This is a genomic window from Ruegeria sp. BJ6, from assembly GCF_056537885.1.
Window position 1 is genome coordinate 214,403 of the sequence record NZ_JBQFSG010000002.1, and the last position, 17,782, is coordinate 232,184.

A 17,782-nucleotide genomic window follows, 5' to 3' on the forward strand; every position below is an offset into this window, starting at 1 on the left:
GCTTTTTTGTTGAAAATAGCTTCGATAAAATGACCCGTTTTTGCGCAGTTTCTTGGCCGACCGGTTAAAGTATGGTAGTGAGTTCTCATACCCGGTCAGCATAGGTGATGCTGACCTTACGCCAGAGGCGTTTCATCCAAAACAAGAGGTTTGCAGATGCTGACAACAAGTCAGGTCGGCGAAGCGTTGGGCATTTCGTACCACGCCGCTCGTCGTATTCTAATCCAGCCTTACCCCCTGCCGTATGCATTGGCTCCGCCCAGCGCTACAGGAGGTAGGAGAGAGAGGCTTTACTCAATCAATGTTGTGCTGCCACGCGTCAAAGACGCTGGATTTAGCGATACTTTTTACATCCGACAACTTTTTAGAACAGGGGGTTATAAATGGGAACCGACCGACTGAACCACATCGAAAATCTGGAGCGGGGATTGACTATGCCTCAATCCAAGAAGTTGGAAGAAATCCGGCACAATATGGCTCTTGCCTTGGCGCGTGAATATGGGAACCGCCTGGCACCTATGATGGCGGACAAGATAACCGCAGAGGTTATCTTGCGCCCTGAGGTGCTCGCTCGACTTGAGGGGGCCTCAGTCGTAGAAGTCCCTGTGACGCACGAGGGGTGGGCTGTCTGGGCACGTGACGCTGTCAACGGCTGCGAGCTATCACAGCGTTGTCTGGCATCCTCGGATGACCAATTGCGGCGGCGTCTTACGGACGAAGTAGTCGCTGGCATTCCGCCCGAACGCAGGATGAGTATGGCTCGTGCCGGTACGCTTGACGAGTACGTCGGGGAGCAGGTGGAGACGCGATTTGAAGCGGCACTAGAGGCTGGCTACGGGCACGGCTCCATTTAACACCACTTCTGAAACAGCCGGGCAGCACCCCGGCTGAAACATCAAACTACAAGAAAAACGAGAACTAAAATGCACGACTCTCAAATGGTTGATGAGCTCGCAGACATGCTGCGAGATGAAGTGGAACGTTCACGGGGGCGCGGGCTCCGCATCCCTCTGCTCTGGCTGGCGAATGCTCTGAATGGGGACGGCGCTCTGGCGCGCCTCGTATTGCGCAAGGCAGGTTTTACACCTGACCCGGCGACGTGGAGCACGGGGCGAGGTAAAGCGGAGCTGGCCGATTTTACTTACCCCGAGGCCCTTGCTGACCGTCTGCGGTTGGCGATGGACGACTACGTTTAGATAGCTTGATTCGGTAATCATCATTACCGTGCCGCCGAAAATGGGCTTCAAGCCTAACTCAAACATCCTTGCTCGGGGATGTCCTCGAGCATTCTTCTAAAAAATCGCAGTGATTCCGAATTTTCTTTCAAGGAAAATGTGTGATTTTGCGAAGCCAAATGTATGATTTTGTGATTTTCACTTGCAGTGAAGCTGATGATTGTCACGAAAATTTTCCTGCCTTTTTAGTGCGGTAAGCCAGCCTGACGTGCTGTTAAAAAATGTGACATTTTACGAAAGACCAGCAGAGCTAATTACACCTAATTCCAAAATCATACATTATTTTCAAGTGGTTACGGGTTGATTGGTGGATCTAAAAATTGCAGGTTCCCGCTGTCGGGAACTCCGGCAGCGTGAGAACAACAAGGAAGGAACAACGGATATGGAAAATCAACTTTTGGTAGCTTGCGATCAGATCAAGCAGGTTTCGGAGCTTGAGCGGACTCCTGAAATGATGGCGCGTTTGCAAGCTTTGATCAGCGAAGCGTCCGGGTTGCTAGGTGCGTTAGAAGAGAGGGCAGGGTGATGGCTGGCGCGTTGTCATTATTTGCCCCGACCAGCGACGCTGTAATGTATGCGATCAACACCCGGTTATCCCGAGAAATCTACGACGGACTTCAGCATTTCGCCGACCCCGACACGCGGTTTTAAATAATGAGCAACGAGGCGATGGCGGCGGCTGACCACGAGTGGGAAATGCTGATTGAGAACCAGATCGACGCCTATCTCGAAGCATGTTCGCTACCTGATGAGGGCGAAGAAGAAGGGCCGGTGGTGTTATGCACCCGCCGGGTGAGGCGCGGGGCGCGTTAACAGCATAAACTTCGGTGGGCGCGTGAGCGCCCAGCCAAACAGAAGAAGGGGAAAAACGGCTGACAAAGGAGAACAAATTGAGCAGTTATGATTTTGAAGATGTGGTCATTGATGACGACGACACGCCGCTGCCGACTTTGGGGCGGGTGCGCATGACGCCCGGAGCCGCGAAGTTGCGAGAAAAGATGAGTGGGTCAGATATTGAACGCATTCGCAAGGCGAAGCCTATGGACCCAGAAGTCGCTGTAGAGCGGTTGACTAAAAAGAATAGCGAAGGCCGTTTACGCGTCGCGCCAATGCGTGATGCTCAGCTTGCATTGTTGTTTGCACAGCTTCACGTTCACGGTGCTACAGAACGAGAAATGGGCGTTGTTAAGCAGGCCATCAAGGAAAATTGGCCCGTTTACACAGCGAACTTCTTGGATGCGGTGCGCAACCTTGCCGAATGTGAGATTGCAGCGTCACGTCGCAACAAGCGCATCAAGAACGAAGACACGAATGTTATCGATTTGCACGGCTTTGCAGAACAGTGTGACTACGGTCGGAACAGGCTGGAGAAGGCTAACAAGGGTAAGCGCCCGACGTTGTTCACGCATAGCTCTGAACTTGTTCGGGTGCCCCAGACACCAAGGGGCGATGCGCGGATTGAAATTCTGAATCAGAAAACTTTCAACCACGTTCTTAACACTCAGGCTCCGTACCGAAAAACGAGGGGTGACAGCGACTATGTAAGCGCAGCGGCACCCAAGGACGTTGCAGAGCATTTGTTTGCCGATCCTGCCCTGCCTGTACCGGAATTTGAAAAGATTGTAACGGTTCCAACGTTTACGAAGGATGGCGATTTGATCCAGACGCCGGGATATCACAAGGCTTCCGGGTTGCTCTACCTTCCCGATCCCGATTTTGAAATCCCGACCATTCCGACAAGTGGTCTGGAGCAGGCAGCGCGGGAGTCTGCCGAATTCTTGGTCGATCTGTTTGCCGACTTTCCATTTGATGGCTGTACCCGGCAGGAAAACGTCGCCGATCCGGGCGCGTCCCTCACCAATTTTCTGGCGCTGTTGCTGACGCCGTTCGTGTCAGCAATCATTGATGATGTCGTACCCGCCCACTTGTTGACCAAGCCTGCCCCCGGCACAGGCGCGTCGCTGTTGGCAGAAGCTTGTCAGCTCGTGACGGACGGTAGAACCGACTTGCGGCCCCCATTGTCGCGGAACGAGGACGAGCGCCGTAAGGCGCTGTTCACGGCTTTGCAGACGCAGAAGAACTTTCTTGTCTACGACAACGTTGCAGGTGAAATGGACTCGCCTACGATTGCGTCTTTTCTGACTTCTCGCGAGTGGACCGACCGCATTCTGGGCCGAACAGGTGAACGCACCATGAGAAACTCATCAGCGACGGTCTGGACCGGAATTAATCCCGGCTTCTCGCCTGAATTGCAGAGACGCCTAAGCCTCGTCAAGCTTGACGCTAAGATGGCGAAGCCTGGTGAGCGAGATCCGGCGTCCTTTAAGATCAAGGGTGACTTGAAGAGCCATATCAGAGCGCACCGGGGACAGATTATCGCAGCGTGTTTGACGTTGGTGAAGAACTGGATTGAGAAGGGCAAGCCAAATGCAAGTAGCAAGCCTCTAGCTTCCTTCGAACGCTGGCACAGTATTGTCGGTGGTATTCTTGAGTCAGTTGGGATGGACAAATTCCAGACTAATCGGAGCGAGTTGGAGACAGTTACCGGCGGTGACGGAAATCCGATGCAGGCACTTGTTCAGGCATGGTATGACGCAGCCAGGAACCGGCTGACGCCGGTTGAAATGGAAGCTCAGGCATCCGGACAAAACGGGCTTTTGGCACTGGTGGCGGATCACGAAATCCCATTGCCGCTCAAGCTCAAGCGTGATGCGATCAGCGACTTCGATTACTCACCAAAGAGCTTCGGCACATATCTGGCGCAGGCAAAGGACAGCACCTTCAACATCGAACATAACGGGTGTCAAAGGGCCGTTTCGCTGACCCATGCGGGCCGCGAAAGCGGTGGTGCAATTTGGCGGCTTGTGGAGCGAGAAGCGCCGCAGACGGAAACGGCACCGGATCGGGAAGCTCAGAAAACTGAAAATGTGACTGTCCTTTTTGGTCGCACCCTTCAGCGTCTTATGACCTCGGAAGAGCGGCAGAAAATGCCGTCCATGACACCGGACGAAAAGGCGGCGTTAAAGCAGCGTCTTGAAGAGCGGGCAGCGTAGTCGCGGCCTGTACATTCTGAGAACAATCCGCACTTTGTTTTGCGAGGGCTGCCCGCAGGGCAAATACACAAATACATCCAAATACACACCAAACACATGGGCGTTTTGACCATAAAAATAAGGGCTTTGAGGGCGGATAATGTATTTGTGTATTTGAAAAGGTGACCTAGTTCATAAGAAAAATGACCCCCCCCTTCGGGGACGTTCGCTAAGGGGGAGGGTCATTTCTATATGCACTGGAAGTTCCTCAACAAATACACAAATACACGAACTTGGATAAGTTCTTGATTTATAATGGGTTTCTCGTGTGTATTTGGTGTGTATCTGGCCCGCGAATACACACAGGGTCCGACAAATACATGGTATGTCCCCGCGTCAGCGGTCAGTCGTCCTGCCACTCCTCATCGAAGGCAGACGGATCAATCGGCGGCAGTCCATAGAATGCTTGTCTATGAAGATGGATATTCACACGCGCCGCGACATTCTTCTGAGCGGTATCGATGCCCAGCTCTTCATTGATTGTCGTGTTCTGGATCATCTCTTCGCCCCAGATACCTAGTCCACCATCCCATTGCGAAGAACCAACGATTGCAATTGCCGCGTCCCGAAAGTCCCACTCTTCGTCTTTGTTGCGGGCGATATACCAAGCATTTTCGGTTGGGTAATCCACGCGATCTAAGGGCCGGTTCGCAAATCCCCCCGGCTCACGCGGGCGGGTGCTGCCCCAATCGCCATAAATGACTCTTGCCCGGTTCGATTGTCGAGCAACTTGGTCCAGAAGCTGACGATTTGAGAACGGAACTGCCGTCGGGTTATCTGCGTTATAGTTGCTGAACATCTTTGGAATGGATGTACAGGATAGGACTACGGGCACGGTCGCATCGATTGGATCAAGACTGCCGGAAATTATTCCTTCGAACCAAACAGCCAGAGACAAAGGATCGCGTGTCCATCCGCCTTCGAGAATGATCGCAAAGTCAGCAGCACCACCAGCAGCAAACGCCCCGGCAATCTCTTCCATGTTGTCAGGGTACCGATCATAAACGATCCGCATGCAATATGGACGTCCCAGATTCTGAAATTCTTCGATCTGGGTCCGTATTTGGCCTTCTGTCTGGCCGCGTGTTTGTACACACGGCCAGACACGCTCGTGCTCACTAACGAAGCTAACCCAATTCGCGAAGCAGTCCGCCGGGTCCATCAAACGGGTCAATTCCTGTTGCGGTACACTGTCCATATTCGTGATCTGGTAGTATCGGTCTATATCCAGAAAGTAATCACGATTTGGAAAGGCTCGCTCAATTCGGGTGATAGTACGTTCTAGGCTGTTCGAGCTGGCCCAAGGGGCGAGGAGGAAGCATGGAGCCATCCTGTCCTTTGCCGCCCCTGGTAAGAACTCAAGCCCATTCATTTCGCTGGCTCTAACCGCCAGAGTTGGGACATAGGCTTTGTTCTCTAGGACCATGGGTCACCTCGTGGTTATGAAAGAGTTGATAACCTGATTTCCATAGCAGCTTTAGATACTTGGAAGCTCGCTGCAAGGCTTTCTATCGTCGCATCGGTGACAACACCGCCGAACTCATTGTTCAGCTTTTGCTCTATCAACTCCATCGGCATAACCAGATCGGCTGCTAGACGATTTGCCTCGAACTCGATCTGCTCCGGTTCACCCGAACGATACAGGACATTGTCTGTTATCCCATCCGGTGAACTGTCGATTACATCCCGGTGCAGCAGGAAATGAGCAAGCTCATGAGCAATAGTGAAGCGTTGCCGCTCACGTGCCTCGTTTCGATTGACGCGAATGATATAGTCGCCACCCTCTTTGGTGATTTGACCAGACACGCCCGTGGGCATACTGGAAACTTTAATACCCGCGACACCTAGCTCTCGCGCCAGCGTGCCTAGTTTCACCGGGTAAGATGACATGTATCTGTCAAGAGTAGCCCCCCGTTCGGCTCTAACCTTTTTCAACTCCCTAGTAGTCATGTTGGCCTCCTATCTCTCAAATTTTTCGTTTTCTTCTGATGGGTCTTCACCCCACTCTTCTTCTTGTTGGCGCTCTTCTTCGGCTTTCGCATACAAATCGAAGACCATGCCTTTGACCTTCACTTCGGAAAGTCGGTCATCCGCCACGTTTTGCGCGGTGGCACTGGCAATTTTCTGGGCTTCTTCTTTGATTTCTCGGAACGTGTATGCGGCCACGATACCGATGCCGATAGCCACTGCGGCCAGTACAACTGTAACAGTGGTCATCATAGCAGAGACGAAACTTAGATAAGTTGGGACCGAAAATGCAGGTTCTTGTTCAGTTCCCGGAATTCCGTCGATCTTGTCGACAACTCCAAGGGAAAATAGGATGTAGCACAACACCGCGCCGCCAATCAGCCCAGCGATAAACGTAACGTTTTTCATCCTGCTAACTGCCCACAAGTAGGACCTTCGCCTCTGCCGCCCATATATGTTCTTCTTTTGTTCTTGTCAAGTTTTTGTTGACACACTTTGCCAGCTACTTGCTGATTTGGCTAGCCCAGCATTCCGGTCCTTTAGCCGCCGTCAACGTCACAAGTTGCAACAACTTAGGTCATAAATATTTACCTAAAGTAAATCGACTTAATGCGACCGATTCAGAAGCAGGCTAATACTTTTACCTCTTTAAATATCTGAATTGACTCGCGAATCACATTTCAACGGTGTTACAACTTGCCTAGGGACCCTTGGGCCAGATGTAAATTGGAGAAACTGCCGTGAAGATCGTCGCATATATCCGAGTATCGACCGATAAGCAGGGGCGCAGTGGTCTAGGGCTGGAAGCTCAGCAAGTAGCTATCGCTGCCTACGCCAAGGCCGCTAACGCGGAGATGGTGGCGGAATTCCAAGAAGTAGAGTCTGGCAGGAACAACGCACGTCCAGAGCTTGAGAAGGCACTAAAGATGGCGCGCGTCATGGGTGCAAAACTGGTAATTGCCAAGCTGGATCGACTAAGCCGAAATGCGGCGTTTCTCCTTAAATTGCAGGAGTCAGGCGTCGATTTCGTGTGCTGCGATATGCCGGACGCAAACGCCCTGACCGTTGGGATCATGAGCGTGATTGCCCAAGCAGAATCCCGAATGATTGGCGATAGGACGCGTGCAGCCATGCAGGCTGCAAAGGCTCGTGGGCAGAAGTTCGGTAACCCGAACGGGGCTGCCGCTTTGCGTCGTGCAGGCAAGGGCAACGACGCAGCCTGCGCCGCACAAAGGGACAGCGCTAACGCGCGCGCCCACGATCTAGCAGAAGTGCTGGAAGACCTCGAAACAGTTGGATTCAGCACATTGCGGGAGCAAGCGGACGAGTTGAACAAACGTGGCATTAAGACCGCTCGTGGAGGGCAATGGCACCCCAACACGGTCGCGCGTTTGCGTCGGCGATTGGCTCTGGCATCTTAATAGCACCAAAGCACAGCGCATGGCCGCGTTAGCGGCTTGAAAATACCTACTTTGCTTCAGTTCTGGTGAACCTAAGATCATCATAAATTGTTGAAAATAAAAGTAAAATGGGACCCGTCGGGGATATACCGGTGGGGGTGGGTAGGGGCGGTAGATGCCTCCTGCCGAGACCAGAGCAACTCGCGATTTAAAGTTGCAACCCTTTTAGCTGCAGTGGTAGTACAACCACCCTCAAATTTTTCGACCGGGGGACCCAAAGCCCAAATTTGTTGAGCAAAATCGCACAATATGGGGTTTTCGTTAGTTTCAAAAATTCGGCAAAAAAGTTGCACTGGCGTCCGCCCTTTTGGGCTTGAAGCTCAGTTTCGGTTTGCAATCGGCTGCAAACCGATACGGAGTTTGTTCTATCTAGGCCGCACACTTGATCTCTTTCGAAGCGCGGTAACGAGAGACACCTGCAAGGCGCTTTTCTGCGTGTGTGCAGTATTTCTCTTCAAGCTCTACGCCCAGATGTTTTCTTCCCGCAAGACCGGACAGCGCGCCGTTCGCGATCTAGAGCGAGACACCGGCGGGGCGTTTCCGACCTTCACTGCACACGCCCATTCTGTTTGTAAGGCCACCAAGCTGCCGTTCGCCGCAGGTGCGACAACTGAGGCTGCGAACGGCGGCAATGCGCCGGAAACGGACTATGCAAACTGAAGCGAACGGCCCATACGCGCCAAGCGCACCCCAAAGGCGTGTTCAGGTCTTGATGGCCAGGGGACTGCAAGCCCCAAAGAAAGAGAAGTGTCAGCCGGTCACGGCTGGCCGCACTACTTCAAGCGCAAGGGATCAAAGCCGAACGGCCCAGACTACAGGCTTGGTTCACGCGAGCCCGACCGCGTCAACGGTGCGCCTGCTCTAACAATTTTAATATCTCAAGCTTGGAAGATTCTTTGGTCAGCCAGACTTTCCCGAAGCCCTGATGTTGTACTTCAAAGTCAATAATATTGAACGGCTGCGCAGCATCTCGGAAGTAGACTTCAGCCGGATTCTTCCGGCCCTCGCCTTCAGATCGGTAACGTGGATTTGGCGCGAAGGTGCACAAAATGGTTTGTTCCATCCAATAATCAGTACGCAGGAGCACATCAGCAAGCAGATGGTATTTTAGCTTCACACCATGCGTGTGCATCCAAACAAGAAAGTCTACCTCTCGTAGTGCTGAGTAGTAGAATTTCCCGAGCCGCCATCTGATTGCATCATTGATACGTTTTTCAGAGTACCGAGCGTTAAGTTCGTGGCAGAGCGGTTGGATCTGATCTAGCCAATACGGCTTTGCTTGTTTGTTCATCCATCTGAAAAACCTCTGCCATGTCGGCACATATCCTCGTTGCTCAACAAAGTGATGAAAAAGGTGTTGCAGGGCAAAGGGGCAAGTAAAGTCCTCTATCTCGCGGATTTGGTCCTTTGCTGGAACATCGCCCAAAGCGTGATCCGTATTTTTCACCGCAGTTCGGATATCATCAGGAGTCAAAGCATATATTTTCTCATGATCGAAACCCCGGACAAAGTCGACAACTTGCTGATAACCTGGACGCCGACGCCACTCGTCGAAGGCTTTTCTTGCGCCCGGCCCGCCATTTTTGACGAGTTCTGAATGACAATCGGAAAAAGTAACTTTCATTGAGCCTCACACTTTCATGCAAGAAATTTCTCTAGCTTTTTAATAAGGGCTGCAATGTTTTTTGTTTCACATTCCCAAATGGTTAACACGCTCCAACCAGTAGTGCTTAGAGCATCTATGTGCTGACGGTCACGCTCGACGTTCTTTTCCAGTTTAGGTATCCAGTATTCAAGCCGAGTCTTGGGGATACGGGCGATCTTGCATGCCGGGTCGTTGTGCTGGTGCCAAAAACACCCATGCACAAATATCACTTTCCGCCGTGGGCCAAAGACAAGATCGGGCTTTCCAGGAAGGTCTTTACGGTGAAGCCTGTATCGATACCCCATCCCGTGAACAAGCCGTCGAACAATCATCTCCGGCTTCATGTTTTTTGACCGGATACGGCTCATATTCCAGCTTCGCCGTTCCGGCGGAATAGAATCGGCCATGGCTATGTCACGAGATCAAGCGGCAAGTCGGAAATGTCGCGTAGCCTTTTACCTTCGATCATAGTGTCGAGCAGTTCCAGCGTCTCTTCGCGGTTTTGGTCCACAAGAGCTTTGCGAAGCTCAAAGAGCGCAAAGTGATACACACAATCGATGTCTCCGGTTCCCAAAGCAAGAGAAGCAACGCGTCCTGGTGTTGGCTCTCCTGTGATTACAGAGATATGCGGTAGTCGCCCTTTCCGATTACGAACAAGATTGAGCCCTTCTGACCGAGCATTTTGTGCGCGATCACTTCGCAAGGTCCATTTACAACTGATGGAAGCGTGAAGAATGTCGAGTTGTTGATTAGCTTTGCGCAAGCTAGTCAAGCGCGCTGTGCCACTGTCCACCAGGTTTTCAATGGCGTTGATCGTGGCGTCCTCTTCAGGTGATCGCGCGACGACGATGTCGGGTTTGATGAGATAGTCCGATCCAAGCGCCGTCGCGATCTCCCGGTTCGCTTTTGCGATGGCTTCAAGATCATCAAGATGAGCATATTGGTCAAAAGTGGCGATAGCTCCGCCCTTGGTTACCGTGAAGGTGCCAGGGCGCAAGTGATGCATCCTTTCAAAGCAAACTCTTACGAATGTCGCACACACGCCTTCAAAGTCGGCTCCAGCAGTTTGACCTGCAAGTTTCGGAGCAGTTTTTGCCGTGCCGAGCTGGTCCAGGATGGAGTTGGCTATCGCAATGCTAGGCTTACTGGATTTGTCAGCATTGCTTGGTATTCCAGCAGCACTCCTGGTTAGAATGCTGTCCATGAGCGTAGCGTGAAACTCCCGCCGCGCCTGCGACATCCAGGCCTGACTCATTACGCCACCACTTGCACCGATGTTCTGACAGAAAGCGCTTCCTTGATTTTGAGCGCTACAGCTTCGGCAACTGGCGGCGGGAATGCGTTCCCAACCTGCCTGTAAGCAGGTGTTTTCTTACCGGAAAACGCCCAATGATCCGGAAAACCTTGTAGCCGTGCGACCATCCTAACCGTAAGCCGGGGCATGCCAACAAAGTCGCGCTCTGGCGGTTCGTTTGCTATACCCATGCCGTCTACGCCTAGTGTTGCCCAAGCCCGTTTTGCTCTTGTTGGACCTAGATCGGGGCCTCCGTGTTTCTTGGAGCCGCCAACGACTGTTGGAGCAATTTCATCAGCCTGTTTGCGCCAGCGTCCTGCGCCCTTCCAACCGTTCTCTGCCATGAGATCGTGAAGTACTTCACCAACAGTCGGAGCGTTCTTACCCGTCGGCACAGGCCACGAGAAATGCTCTGCTCTATCACTCCTGATAGCAACGATCACTACACGTGGACGCAGTTGTGGAACGCCAAAGTCCGAAGCATTAAACAAATGCCATTCGGTTTCATAGCCTAGTTTCTTGAGTTGTCGTTTAAGGTTTTGCCGATAATCCGCGAAAACGGCATCAAGAAAGCCGCGCACATTCTCGATCATCACTGCTTGCGGCCGGATTTCATCAACAACACGCAATGCGGCAGGAAACAAATTTCGCTCGTCCGCGTCACCGAGTTGCTTTCCGGCTACTGAAAATGGTGGACAGGGCAGGCCTCCAGCAAGCAGATCGACTCCTTCGTATGGACGGCCATCAAACTTCATCAGATCGGCCTGATCCCCTTGCAAGACGTTCCATTGCGGGCGATTCAGCATCAAGGTGTTGCGGCAGTGGTTGTCGATCTCGACAAGTGCCTCATGGCCGTATCCCGCCTGCTCCAAGCCAAGAGCCTGGCCGCCAGCGCCAGCACAGAGTTCCACCGATGTTAGATTCGCCTGCATGCACTGCACCCCTTTTTTATCATCATAACCTTGTGCATCAAACTTCGGAAGGGACGATATGTGGATATCCACACAGCTTTGTTCCGCATATGTTCTGCGCGGGAGTTTAGAAAGAGTTTACAAGGCTATACGAGGCCAGCCGCTTTGATGAAACGCGATGGCACGTTCCGATAGTGCGTTTGATCGGAGAACACTCGGAGATGCTTCTTGGCGCGCGTGATGCCGACGTAGAATAGGCGGCGCGCCTCGTCAAAATCGGCCTGCGTTTTAGCCGTAAAATGCGGAATATTCCCATTGTTCGCATGGATGATGGCAACAGCGTCGAACTCTCGCCCTTTGGAGTTATGCAGTGTAATCAACTTGATAGCATCGTCTGGATTGGCAAATAGTCCAAGATCGGCGATCTGCAGGTTCTCAACATCAATCTTGTTTCTCACCATGTCCGCTTTCATCTCTTCAACCGAATGTGCAAGCGCGGCGGCTGTGGCCTGATCAATCCACTCATCCCGCACAAGGATCTGACCAACAATCTGCGCAGACACTTGAAGCCAAGCCATACCGCCGGGGTGGTCAACGGCACTTTGTTGTGCCGCGTATACAAGCGCCAATGCTGTGCATCTGCCGGAATAGGAAAAGATGTCAAAACGGGTCTGCCCCATTGCTTCGCTAACCAACCGGAAGATGGCTTTCTCAACACTAGGGAGTTGTGACAAGTTTTGAGCTTCGACGCTTGCCCCGAGTTGTTCGGCCAAAATGGCGTAGAGCCGTCTTCGTTGATACGGGCGGGCACCAGGCCCGTAGACGGGCACATCAAACCCGCGCAACCGCCGTGCCACGGGCACCAGATGACGCCACCACGGTGCGACAATAGCCGCCTGGCCAAGTGGGATTCCCTCTTCTTCGAGCAATGGCAGGAAGTGGTCAGTAATACCTTCAATCGGAGATTGTACGTGGTGATATTCGACGGTTCCTGCAAAACCAGCAGCAGCGCCAACCGAATGCATGGCGGGCATCCGTGGAATAAGTGTTTCAGCCGGTTGGACAATTTGAGGTGCACATCTGAAATTGCCAGTGAGGGCAAGGTTCTGTTCCGCTTGCACATCGACTGCAAACGCTTGCGCCAAGTCTGGACGAGCACCGGCAAAGCCATTGATCGATTGGTTCTCGTCACCAACGAGAAAGAACCCGCTTTGAAGATGCCGGTTTAGCTCGCCTAGAATTGCGACTTGAACGTCGGTTGTGTCCTGAAACTCATCCACAAGGAGCCAGGAAAACCTGCATGAAAGACCACGTCCTACAAAAGGTTGTTCCCGCAGAACTCGTAGCGAGTAGAACAGGATCATCGAAAAGTCGATGTAGCCGTTCTGGTGCATCAACTCCCAATACCGCTCGGCGTTAGCCGCGCTGACAATTCCTCCTTCGATACCGACACCAGTTGGTTGACCAACGGCATCCATACGTAAGGAAGCATAGTCGTCGAAAGTCCGGAACTGAACTTCCCTGCCGATCTCATCTTCAACTGCTCTGACAAGGCGGTCAAAGAGGCTCATCTCTCGTGTCAGAATTTTGAAATCACGAGGTAACTCGGGAATGAGCCAGCAATAGGGTTTCAGGATAAATTGCAGGCAGAAGGCATGGATCGTAGCGATCTCACAGCGCTCAAACAGCGTTTGAGAGCCAGCCTGTTTTATCCGATCTTCAATCTCGTCCACGGCGGTATTGGTGTAAGTGATGCAACCAATAGAGCGCGGAGTGCCTTCAACTTGTTCGGCGAGCAACAATAACTTGGCAATGATTACCCGCGTTTTTCCACTGCCGGGACAAGCTGAAAGCAGTACATTTCCTTTGTGTTCAACAGCTTGCCGTTGTTCCGGTGTCAAAGAGGTCATTCTTTCAGCCAATCAACTGCTTCTTGAATGTACGGAGGCAAATCAGAACACAAAGCCACATGGCGCGCCGCGACCTGCGCGAAACGACCTTTACCAAATCGTTTGGCAGTATTGAGAACTGCTGTTCCTAACTCTTCGATAACCTGACTTTCAATCTCCGGTCCAAGGTTGTCGTTTTGTAGCGAAGCAAGTCCAGTCTCAAGTTGCGCTGTGATCTGAGGCGCTCCAAGTTGCCTGCACGCCTCGATAAGCATAGGCAGCGTTTCAACCATTACCAACTCGCGCTCGAACGTCGTAGCACCTGCAAACACGCGCACGAACTCCCCTTCGAGGGCCGCAAGGTTTGGCTTGTCCACATGCAGATCAAATTCATCGCTTGCATCCGACGGCTTTAAGTCTGCGTCAGTCACAATTGCGCATTTTTTCTCAAGGTTGCCCGTGCGGAACAGGCGGGCAAATACATCGAAATGAACGCCATGAATGGCAACAACAGATATACCCTCCCGTTCAAGGTTCCCGCCATGAACTGCCTCATAAAGCGCCGGAAGAAGGAATAGTTCAGCAGCACCTTCAACAAGCATGACTCGCCGCGCAAACAACAAGTTACTTTTGGTTGAATCCAGATAGCGCTCAAGATCGGCAATGGCGCTGGCATCCAACTGATCGTTGTCGGCCAATGTGCTAGAGGCGATTGATGCGTCGGCGCGTTTGGTAAGAGAAACTAGCGTGTTGAAAGGTGCAAGCGAGGTGATCTGTGTACTGTGGCTTGTGAGAAGGGTTTGTACGTCCTTTGAACGGAGCGCAACAAGCAAAGAAGCTTGAAGTTGAGGATGTAAATGCGCTTCCGGTTCTTCGACCAGAATGAGTTGACCTGCCGAGTCCCCGCGAGTGCGCCGTCTCTCCAGATATTCCATCAATATAGCAATATATAGGATGTTATTCATGCCCAAACCGTTTCGGCCAGGTTCGAAAGACGTCAATGCTAGGTCAGAAAGCAGAATTTTTAGATTACGAATAATTGCTTGGAATGTCGCGGCAGAAAGCCCGAGCGTTGCATTCATTTCAAATGCAGGTCCTGACACATCCTTGAATGATGCGTCGATTGAGTTTGCGATGTCTGCTACGGTAGCCGATGCCTCAATTTGCTGATTGGCATTGTCAAGAACTGCTATCAGCGCATCCTGCTCTGCTTGGTCAATCTCACATGCTTCAATCAACCGCGCCAAAGGTGATGTTCTGAAACTGCGCAGTTCATTCTCAACATCGCGCAGAGCTGGCAGGCTCACAACCAAGTACGACTGCAAATCCGAGAAACGAACAGCTTCGCCAATGTCGTCATCCCAATCGATCTCCGTGAGATCGATTGCAGGGTTTCCTCCGCCTTTCAATTCCCACTGATAATCCTCTAAAGTCAAATCACCGGCATCCATTTCTCCACTACCAAGCGCCTCGCGTACACTTAGCTTGGGGCGAAATCGGTAGAAAATCCGCGCTTTGTCCGCGTCTGTTTTCCACGTCGCAACCAAGGCTTCCTGGTTCACGACGCCCTCAAACCCCGTCAGCTCGACGCCAATGAGAACCTGGCTTGGATGGGTGATGTCGACACTTGCATGAATGTCTTCACGGACCAATGAGCGAAACATGGAAGGAAAGGACACATCCAGGCACATCTGGACAGCACGAAGTAAAGCCGTCTTGCCAGTGTTGTTTTCACCAATAATGCAAGCAAGGTCATTGTCGATACCAACATCGACACTCTGCAATCCACGATAGTTCTGAACAACGATTCTTGAAATTCTCATCCGCAATATGCCTTATGTGTTTTGGGGCTCTTTCGATCTGTTGATGCCTACCGCAGAGAACGACCGCTTCGAGCCCAAACCTATTTGCTGTTTAGCTCCCATCCCATGGTGTCTGCCATCGACGATGGGATGATGACTAACAGGATGCGAGAAAGCATCAGGCTGTCTAACGTGTGGCCGTCGTTGGCGTCACCATTTGTGTCCAACCGCGCCCCGCGTAGATGTCTGAACAGTGACCCGTTGCTTTGGTGGTAACAATTGGCGACTTTGCTCCAGTGGAACATCTCCGTTTGCTCTTGAGCCGGAGTATTGATTGCGGTCACAAGCCCAGCCACCGCATTTGTGCATTGATCAGAGATATTTGCCAGCTCCCAGAGGGAAAACTCGCGGGTCTGCATCGCTCTGCTCAATCTCGCGTTGTCAGTGGTATCTAGCTCGCTCTTAAGCCATTCAAGCTCGTTCGGCGATAGCCTTGGAAGTCGGTTGTCAAAGTCCTGCCAATAAGCCTGAATCGCTACCGCCATTTCGGTGCGCTGATCCTTATTGGCATAGATATCGGAAAATGGAATCGCTGCGTAGGCGCGTCTAGCCATATCTATGTCTGTGTAGGCGCTTGCCGAGGTGCACACGCACAAAAGAATTGAAACTAGATATAGGCGCAATGAACCCTCGGGTATAGCAGGCGAATAGCGGGAATAAAAAACCAAATGGAGCATCACAAGATTGCACTCTATCCTAGCTGCTTACAACAGCTTTGACCGCTCACCTGTCTTGGCCACCTGACGATGGACGTCCGGAATCTGCGGTTCGCGACTTGCTGCACTCGCGATAGACCGAAGCGTGATCGACCCGAGCGCTGCGTCTCAACGGGCAATTCAGAAATTCCACTAAGCAAGAAACCAACATGACTTACGGATCAAAGACGGCACCACCGCACCCGGAGAGACTCTACAAGCCTCTGATTGACGAAATCCGCAGGCGGCGGAGTTTGGATGAAGATGGAAAGCCAATAAATTGCAGTGCCAAAGAAGAGCAAAGGGAAGAAAAACAACTCAGGTGAACGTCACACAAGAGTGAACGTTTAGCTGTGTGATGACTCGAAAAAAGTATTTATTTATCAACAGTTATAAAAAAAATCCGAGTATCGAGTCTTCTCGACCGCACCAGAATCCAGAGCCCCAAGCGCAACGTCCCGCACGAGATTCCTGAATGGAGCGGTTTTGTGATCGGCAGCAGTTCCTGTGCATACGCCGTTTGGTAGACGAACTCTCCCTTTTACATTATGTGAAGCACCGCCCAGAACTAGGATGATTGATTGTTCGCATCTAGCTCGATCATGGAGCCTGCAAATTGGGGTGTAGCCCTTGAATATCGGCGCCAGCCCCGATTAACCGATGCCAGGTCTAATAAACGCTGAAAAGAAAGGTGGCCAACAGTGACGTGCGCCGAAAATAACGCGGTGATCAGAATGGCCTCCCGCTTGTCGGTTGCGCCCATGATGGATTGGACCGACAGGCACTGCCGTTTTTTGCATCGGCTGCTGAGCTCACAAACCCTACTTTATACGGAAATGGTCACGGCCCCAGCATTGGTCCGCGGGGGCGCTTTGCATCTTCTCGAGTTCAGCCCGCAAGAACATCCCGTGGCCCTTCAGTTGGGTGGGTCGGACCCAGACGAATTGGCAGCAGCTGCAACATTCGGGGCGAAGGCGGGTTATGACGAGATCAACCTGAATTGCGGCTGTCCCTCTGACAGGGTTCAGTCCGGAACGTTCGGAGCAGTCCTGATGAAGGATCCGTCGCGGGTGGCTGAGTGCGTTGCGGCTATGCGTGAGGCCGTAGACATTGACGTCACGGTCAAGTGTCGCATCGGAGTGGATGAGCAGGACCCAGAGCAGGTATTGCCGGAGTTTCTGGAAAAAATCAGCGCCGCTGGCTGCGATCGCGTTACGATCCATGCGCGTAAGGCGTGGCTGCAGGGTTTAAGCCCGAAGGAAAACCGGGATATTCCGCCTTTGGATTACCCACTGGTTCATCGGATGAAGGCGGCCTTTCCCGATCTCCATATATCGATCAACGGAGGCATCACTTCTCTGAATGAGGCCCGCAAACATCTGGATGCCGGGTTGGATGGTGTGATGATCGGGCGGTCGGCCTATCATCAGCCCTCGGATGTACTTTGTGCCGCTGATCGCGATATCTTTGGTGCAGGGCAGGTTACTGATCCGATTGAAGTTGTTCACAAAATGGTGCCCTATATCGAGCAACACCTTGCCAACGGCGGCCGTCTGCATCAGATCACCCGCCATATGCTGGGGTTGTTTGCAGGCCGTCCAGGTGCGCGAGGGTGGCGGCGGATGCTGTCTGAAGGCGCGGTCAAAGACGGGGCGGGGGCTGATCTGGTGTTGGCTGCGCTGAATTGTGTGACGCCACTGCCCGAGGTTGAGCAGGCGGGTTGATACGGCA

At 52.3% G+C, this 17,782-nt stretch carries 18 protein-coding genes; 8 read left to right on the plus strand and 10 right to left on the minus strand.

What is annotated here, in order from left to right:
- The first annotated feature begins 383 nt into the window (after window positions 1–383).
- From ACR0D6_RS06345 to ACR0D6_RS06365, 5 genes are all read left to right on the plus strand, one after another.
- The gene (locus ACR0D6_RS06345) at window positions 384–854 is read left to right on the plus strand and encodes a hypothetical protein (RefSeq protein ID WP_480764883.1); all 471 of its coding nucleotides are present in this window, start codon (window positions 384–386) and stop codon (window positions 852–854) included.
- Between the two features lie 84 nt (window positions 855–938).
- Window positions 939–1,196 carry a hypothetical protein gene (locus ACR0D6_RS06350; RefSeq protein WP_480764884.1) on the plus strand — a complete coding sequence of 86 codons (258 nt, stop codon included), beginning with the start codon at window positions 939–941 and terminating at the stop codon, window positions 1,194–1,196.
- 421 nt (window positions 1,197–1,617) lie between these two features.
- Window positions 1,618–1,761 (plus strand): hypothetical protein, encoded by a 144-nt coding sequence (locus ACR0D6_RS06355; RefSeq protein ID WP_480764885.1) that lies wholly within the window; start codon window positions 1,618–1,620, stop codon window positions 1,759–1,761.
- 128 nt (window positions 1,762–1,889) lie between these two features.
- A complete protein-coding gene (locus ACR0D6_RS06360) occupies window positions 1,890–2,048 on the plus strand; it encodes a hypothetical protein (RefSeq protein WP_480764886.1) in 159 nt (52 codons plus the stop codon).
- Between the two features lie 77 nt (window positions 2,049–2,125).
- Window positions 2,126–4,288, plus strand: a complete 2,163-nt coding sequence (locus tag ACR0D6_RS06365; protein WP_480764887.1) for a hypothetical protein — start codon at window positions 2,126–2,128, stop codon at window positions 4,286–4,288.
- Between the two features lie 382 nt (window positions 4,289–4,670).
- Here ACR0D6_RS06365 and ACR0D6_RS06370 read toward each other — a convergent pair whose 3' ends face one another.
- The 3 genes from ACR0D6_RS06370 to ACR0D6_RS06380 are packed head-to-tail and all read right to left on the minus strand — an operon-like array spanning window position 4,671 to window position 6,703.
- A complete protein-coding gene (locus ACR0D6_RS06370) occupies window positions 4,671–5,753 on the minus strand; it encodes a beta family protein (RefSeq protein WP_480764888.1) in 1,083 nt (360 codons plus the stop codon).
- A 14-nt stretch (window positions 5,754–5,767) separates the two neighbouring features.
- Window positions 5,768–6,277 (minus strand): ImmA/IrrE family metallo-endopeptidase, encoded by a 510-nt coding sequence (locus tag ACR0D6_RS06375; protein ID WP_480764889.1) that lies wholly within the window; start codon window positions 6,275–6,277, stop codon window positions 5,768–5,770.
- Between the two features lie 9 nt (window positions 6,278–6,286).
- Window positions 6,287–6,703, minus strand: coding sequence for a hypothetical protein (locus ACR0D6_RS06380; protein WP_480764890.1), 417 nt, complete (start codon window positions 6,701–6,703; stop codon window positions 6,287–6,289).
- Between the two features lie 332 nt (window positions 6,704–7,035).
- Here ACR0D6_RS06380 and ACR0D6_RS06385 point away from each other — a divergent pair, with 332 nt between their 5' ends.
- Window positions 7,036–7,716 carry a recombinase family protein gene (locus ACR0D6_RS06385; RefSeq protein WP_480764891.1) on the plus strand — a complete coding sequence of 227 codons (681 nt, stop codon included), beginning with the start codon at window positions 7,036–7,038 and terminating at the stop codon, window positions 7,714–7,716.
- A gap of 399 nt (window positions 7,717–8,115) precedes the next feature.
- Window positions 8,116–8,415 (plus strand): hypothetical protein, encoded by a 300-nt coding sequence (locus ACR0D6_RS06390; protein WP_480764892.1) that lies wholly within the window; start codon window positions 8,116–8,118, stop codon window positions 8,413–8,415.
- A gap of 184 nt (window positions 8,416–8,599) precedes the next feature.
- Here ACR0D6_RS06390 and ACR0D6_RS06395 read toward each other — a convergent pair whose 3' ends face one another.
- The 7 genes from ACR0D6_RS06395 to ACR0D6_RS06425 form a co-directional block, all read right to left on the minus strand.
- The gene (locus tag ACR0D6_RS06395) at window positions 8,600–9,379 is read right to left on the minus strand and encodes a hypothetical protein (protein ID WP_480764893.1); all 780 of its coding nucleotides are present in this window, start codon (window positions 9,377–9,379) and stop codon (window positions 8,600–8,602) included.
- Window positions 9,380–9,393: 14 nt separating this feature from the next.
- On the minus strand, window positions 9,394–9,807 hold the full coding sequence (locus ACR0D6_RS06400; RefSeq protein ID WP_480764894.1) for a very short patch repair endonuclease: 414 nt from the start codon (window positions 9,805–9,807) through the stop codon (window positions 9,394–9,396).
- Window positions 9,808–9,809: 2 nt separating this feature from the next.
- Window positions 9,810–10,655 (minus strand): NgoMIV family type II restriction endonuclease, encoded by an 846-nt coding sequence (locus ACR0D6_RS06405; RefSeq protein ID WP_480764895.1) that lies wholly within the window; start codon window positions 10,653–10,655, stop codon window positions 9,810–9,812.
- Window positions 10,655–11,626: a DNA cytosine methyltransferase gene (locus ACR0D6_RS06410; RefSeq protein WP_480764896.1), complete on the minus strand. Its 972-nt coding sequence runs from the start codon at window positions 11,624–11,626 to the stop codon at window positions 10,655–10,657. The genes ACR0D6_RS06405 and ACR0D6_RS06410 overlap by 1 nt, the downstream gene beginning before the upstream one ends.
- A gap of 125 nt (window positions 11,627–11,751) precedes the next feature.
- Entirely contained in the window at window positions 11,752–13,515 is a 1,764-nt protein-coding gene (locus ACR0D6_RS06415) for an ATP-dependent helicase (protein ID WP_480764897.1), read from the minus strand.
- Window positions 13,512–15,317, minus strand: a complete 1,806-nt coding sequence (locus ACR0D6_RS06420) for an ATP-dependent nuclease (RefSeq protein WP_480764898.1) — start codon at window positions 15,315–15,317, stop codon at window positions 13,512–13,514. The genes ACR0D6_RS06415 and ACR0D6_RS06420 overlap by 4 nt, the downstream gene beginning before the upstream one ends.
- Before the next feature lie 80 nt (window positions 15,318–15,397).
- A complete protein-coding gene (locus ACR0D6_RS06425) occupies window positions 15,398–15,910 on the minus strand; it encodes a hypothetical protein (RefSeq protein ID WP_480764899.1) in 513 nt (170 codons plus the stop codon).
- An 875-nt stretch (window positions 15,911–16,785) separates the two neighbouring features.
- Here ACR0D6_RS06425 and dusA point away from each other — a divergent pair.
- On the plus strand, window positions 16,786–17,775 hold the full coding sequence (gene dusA / locus ACR0D6_RS06430) for a tRNA dihydrouridine(20/20a) synthase DusA (protein ID WP_480764900.1): 990 nt from the start codon (window positions 16,786–16,788) through the stop codon (window positions 17,773–17,775).
- Window positions 17,776–17,782: the final 7 nt, after the last annotated feature.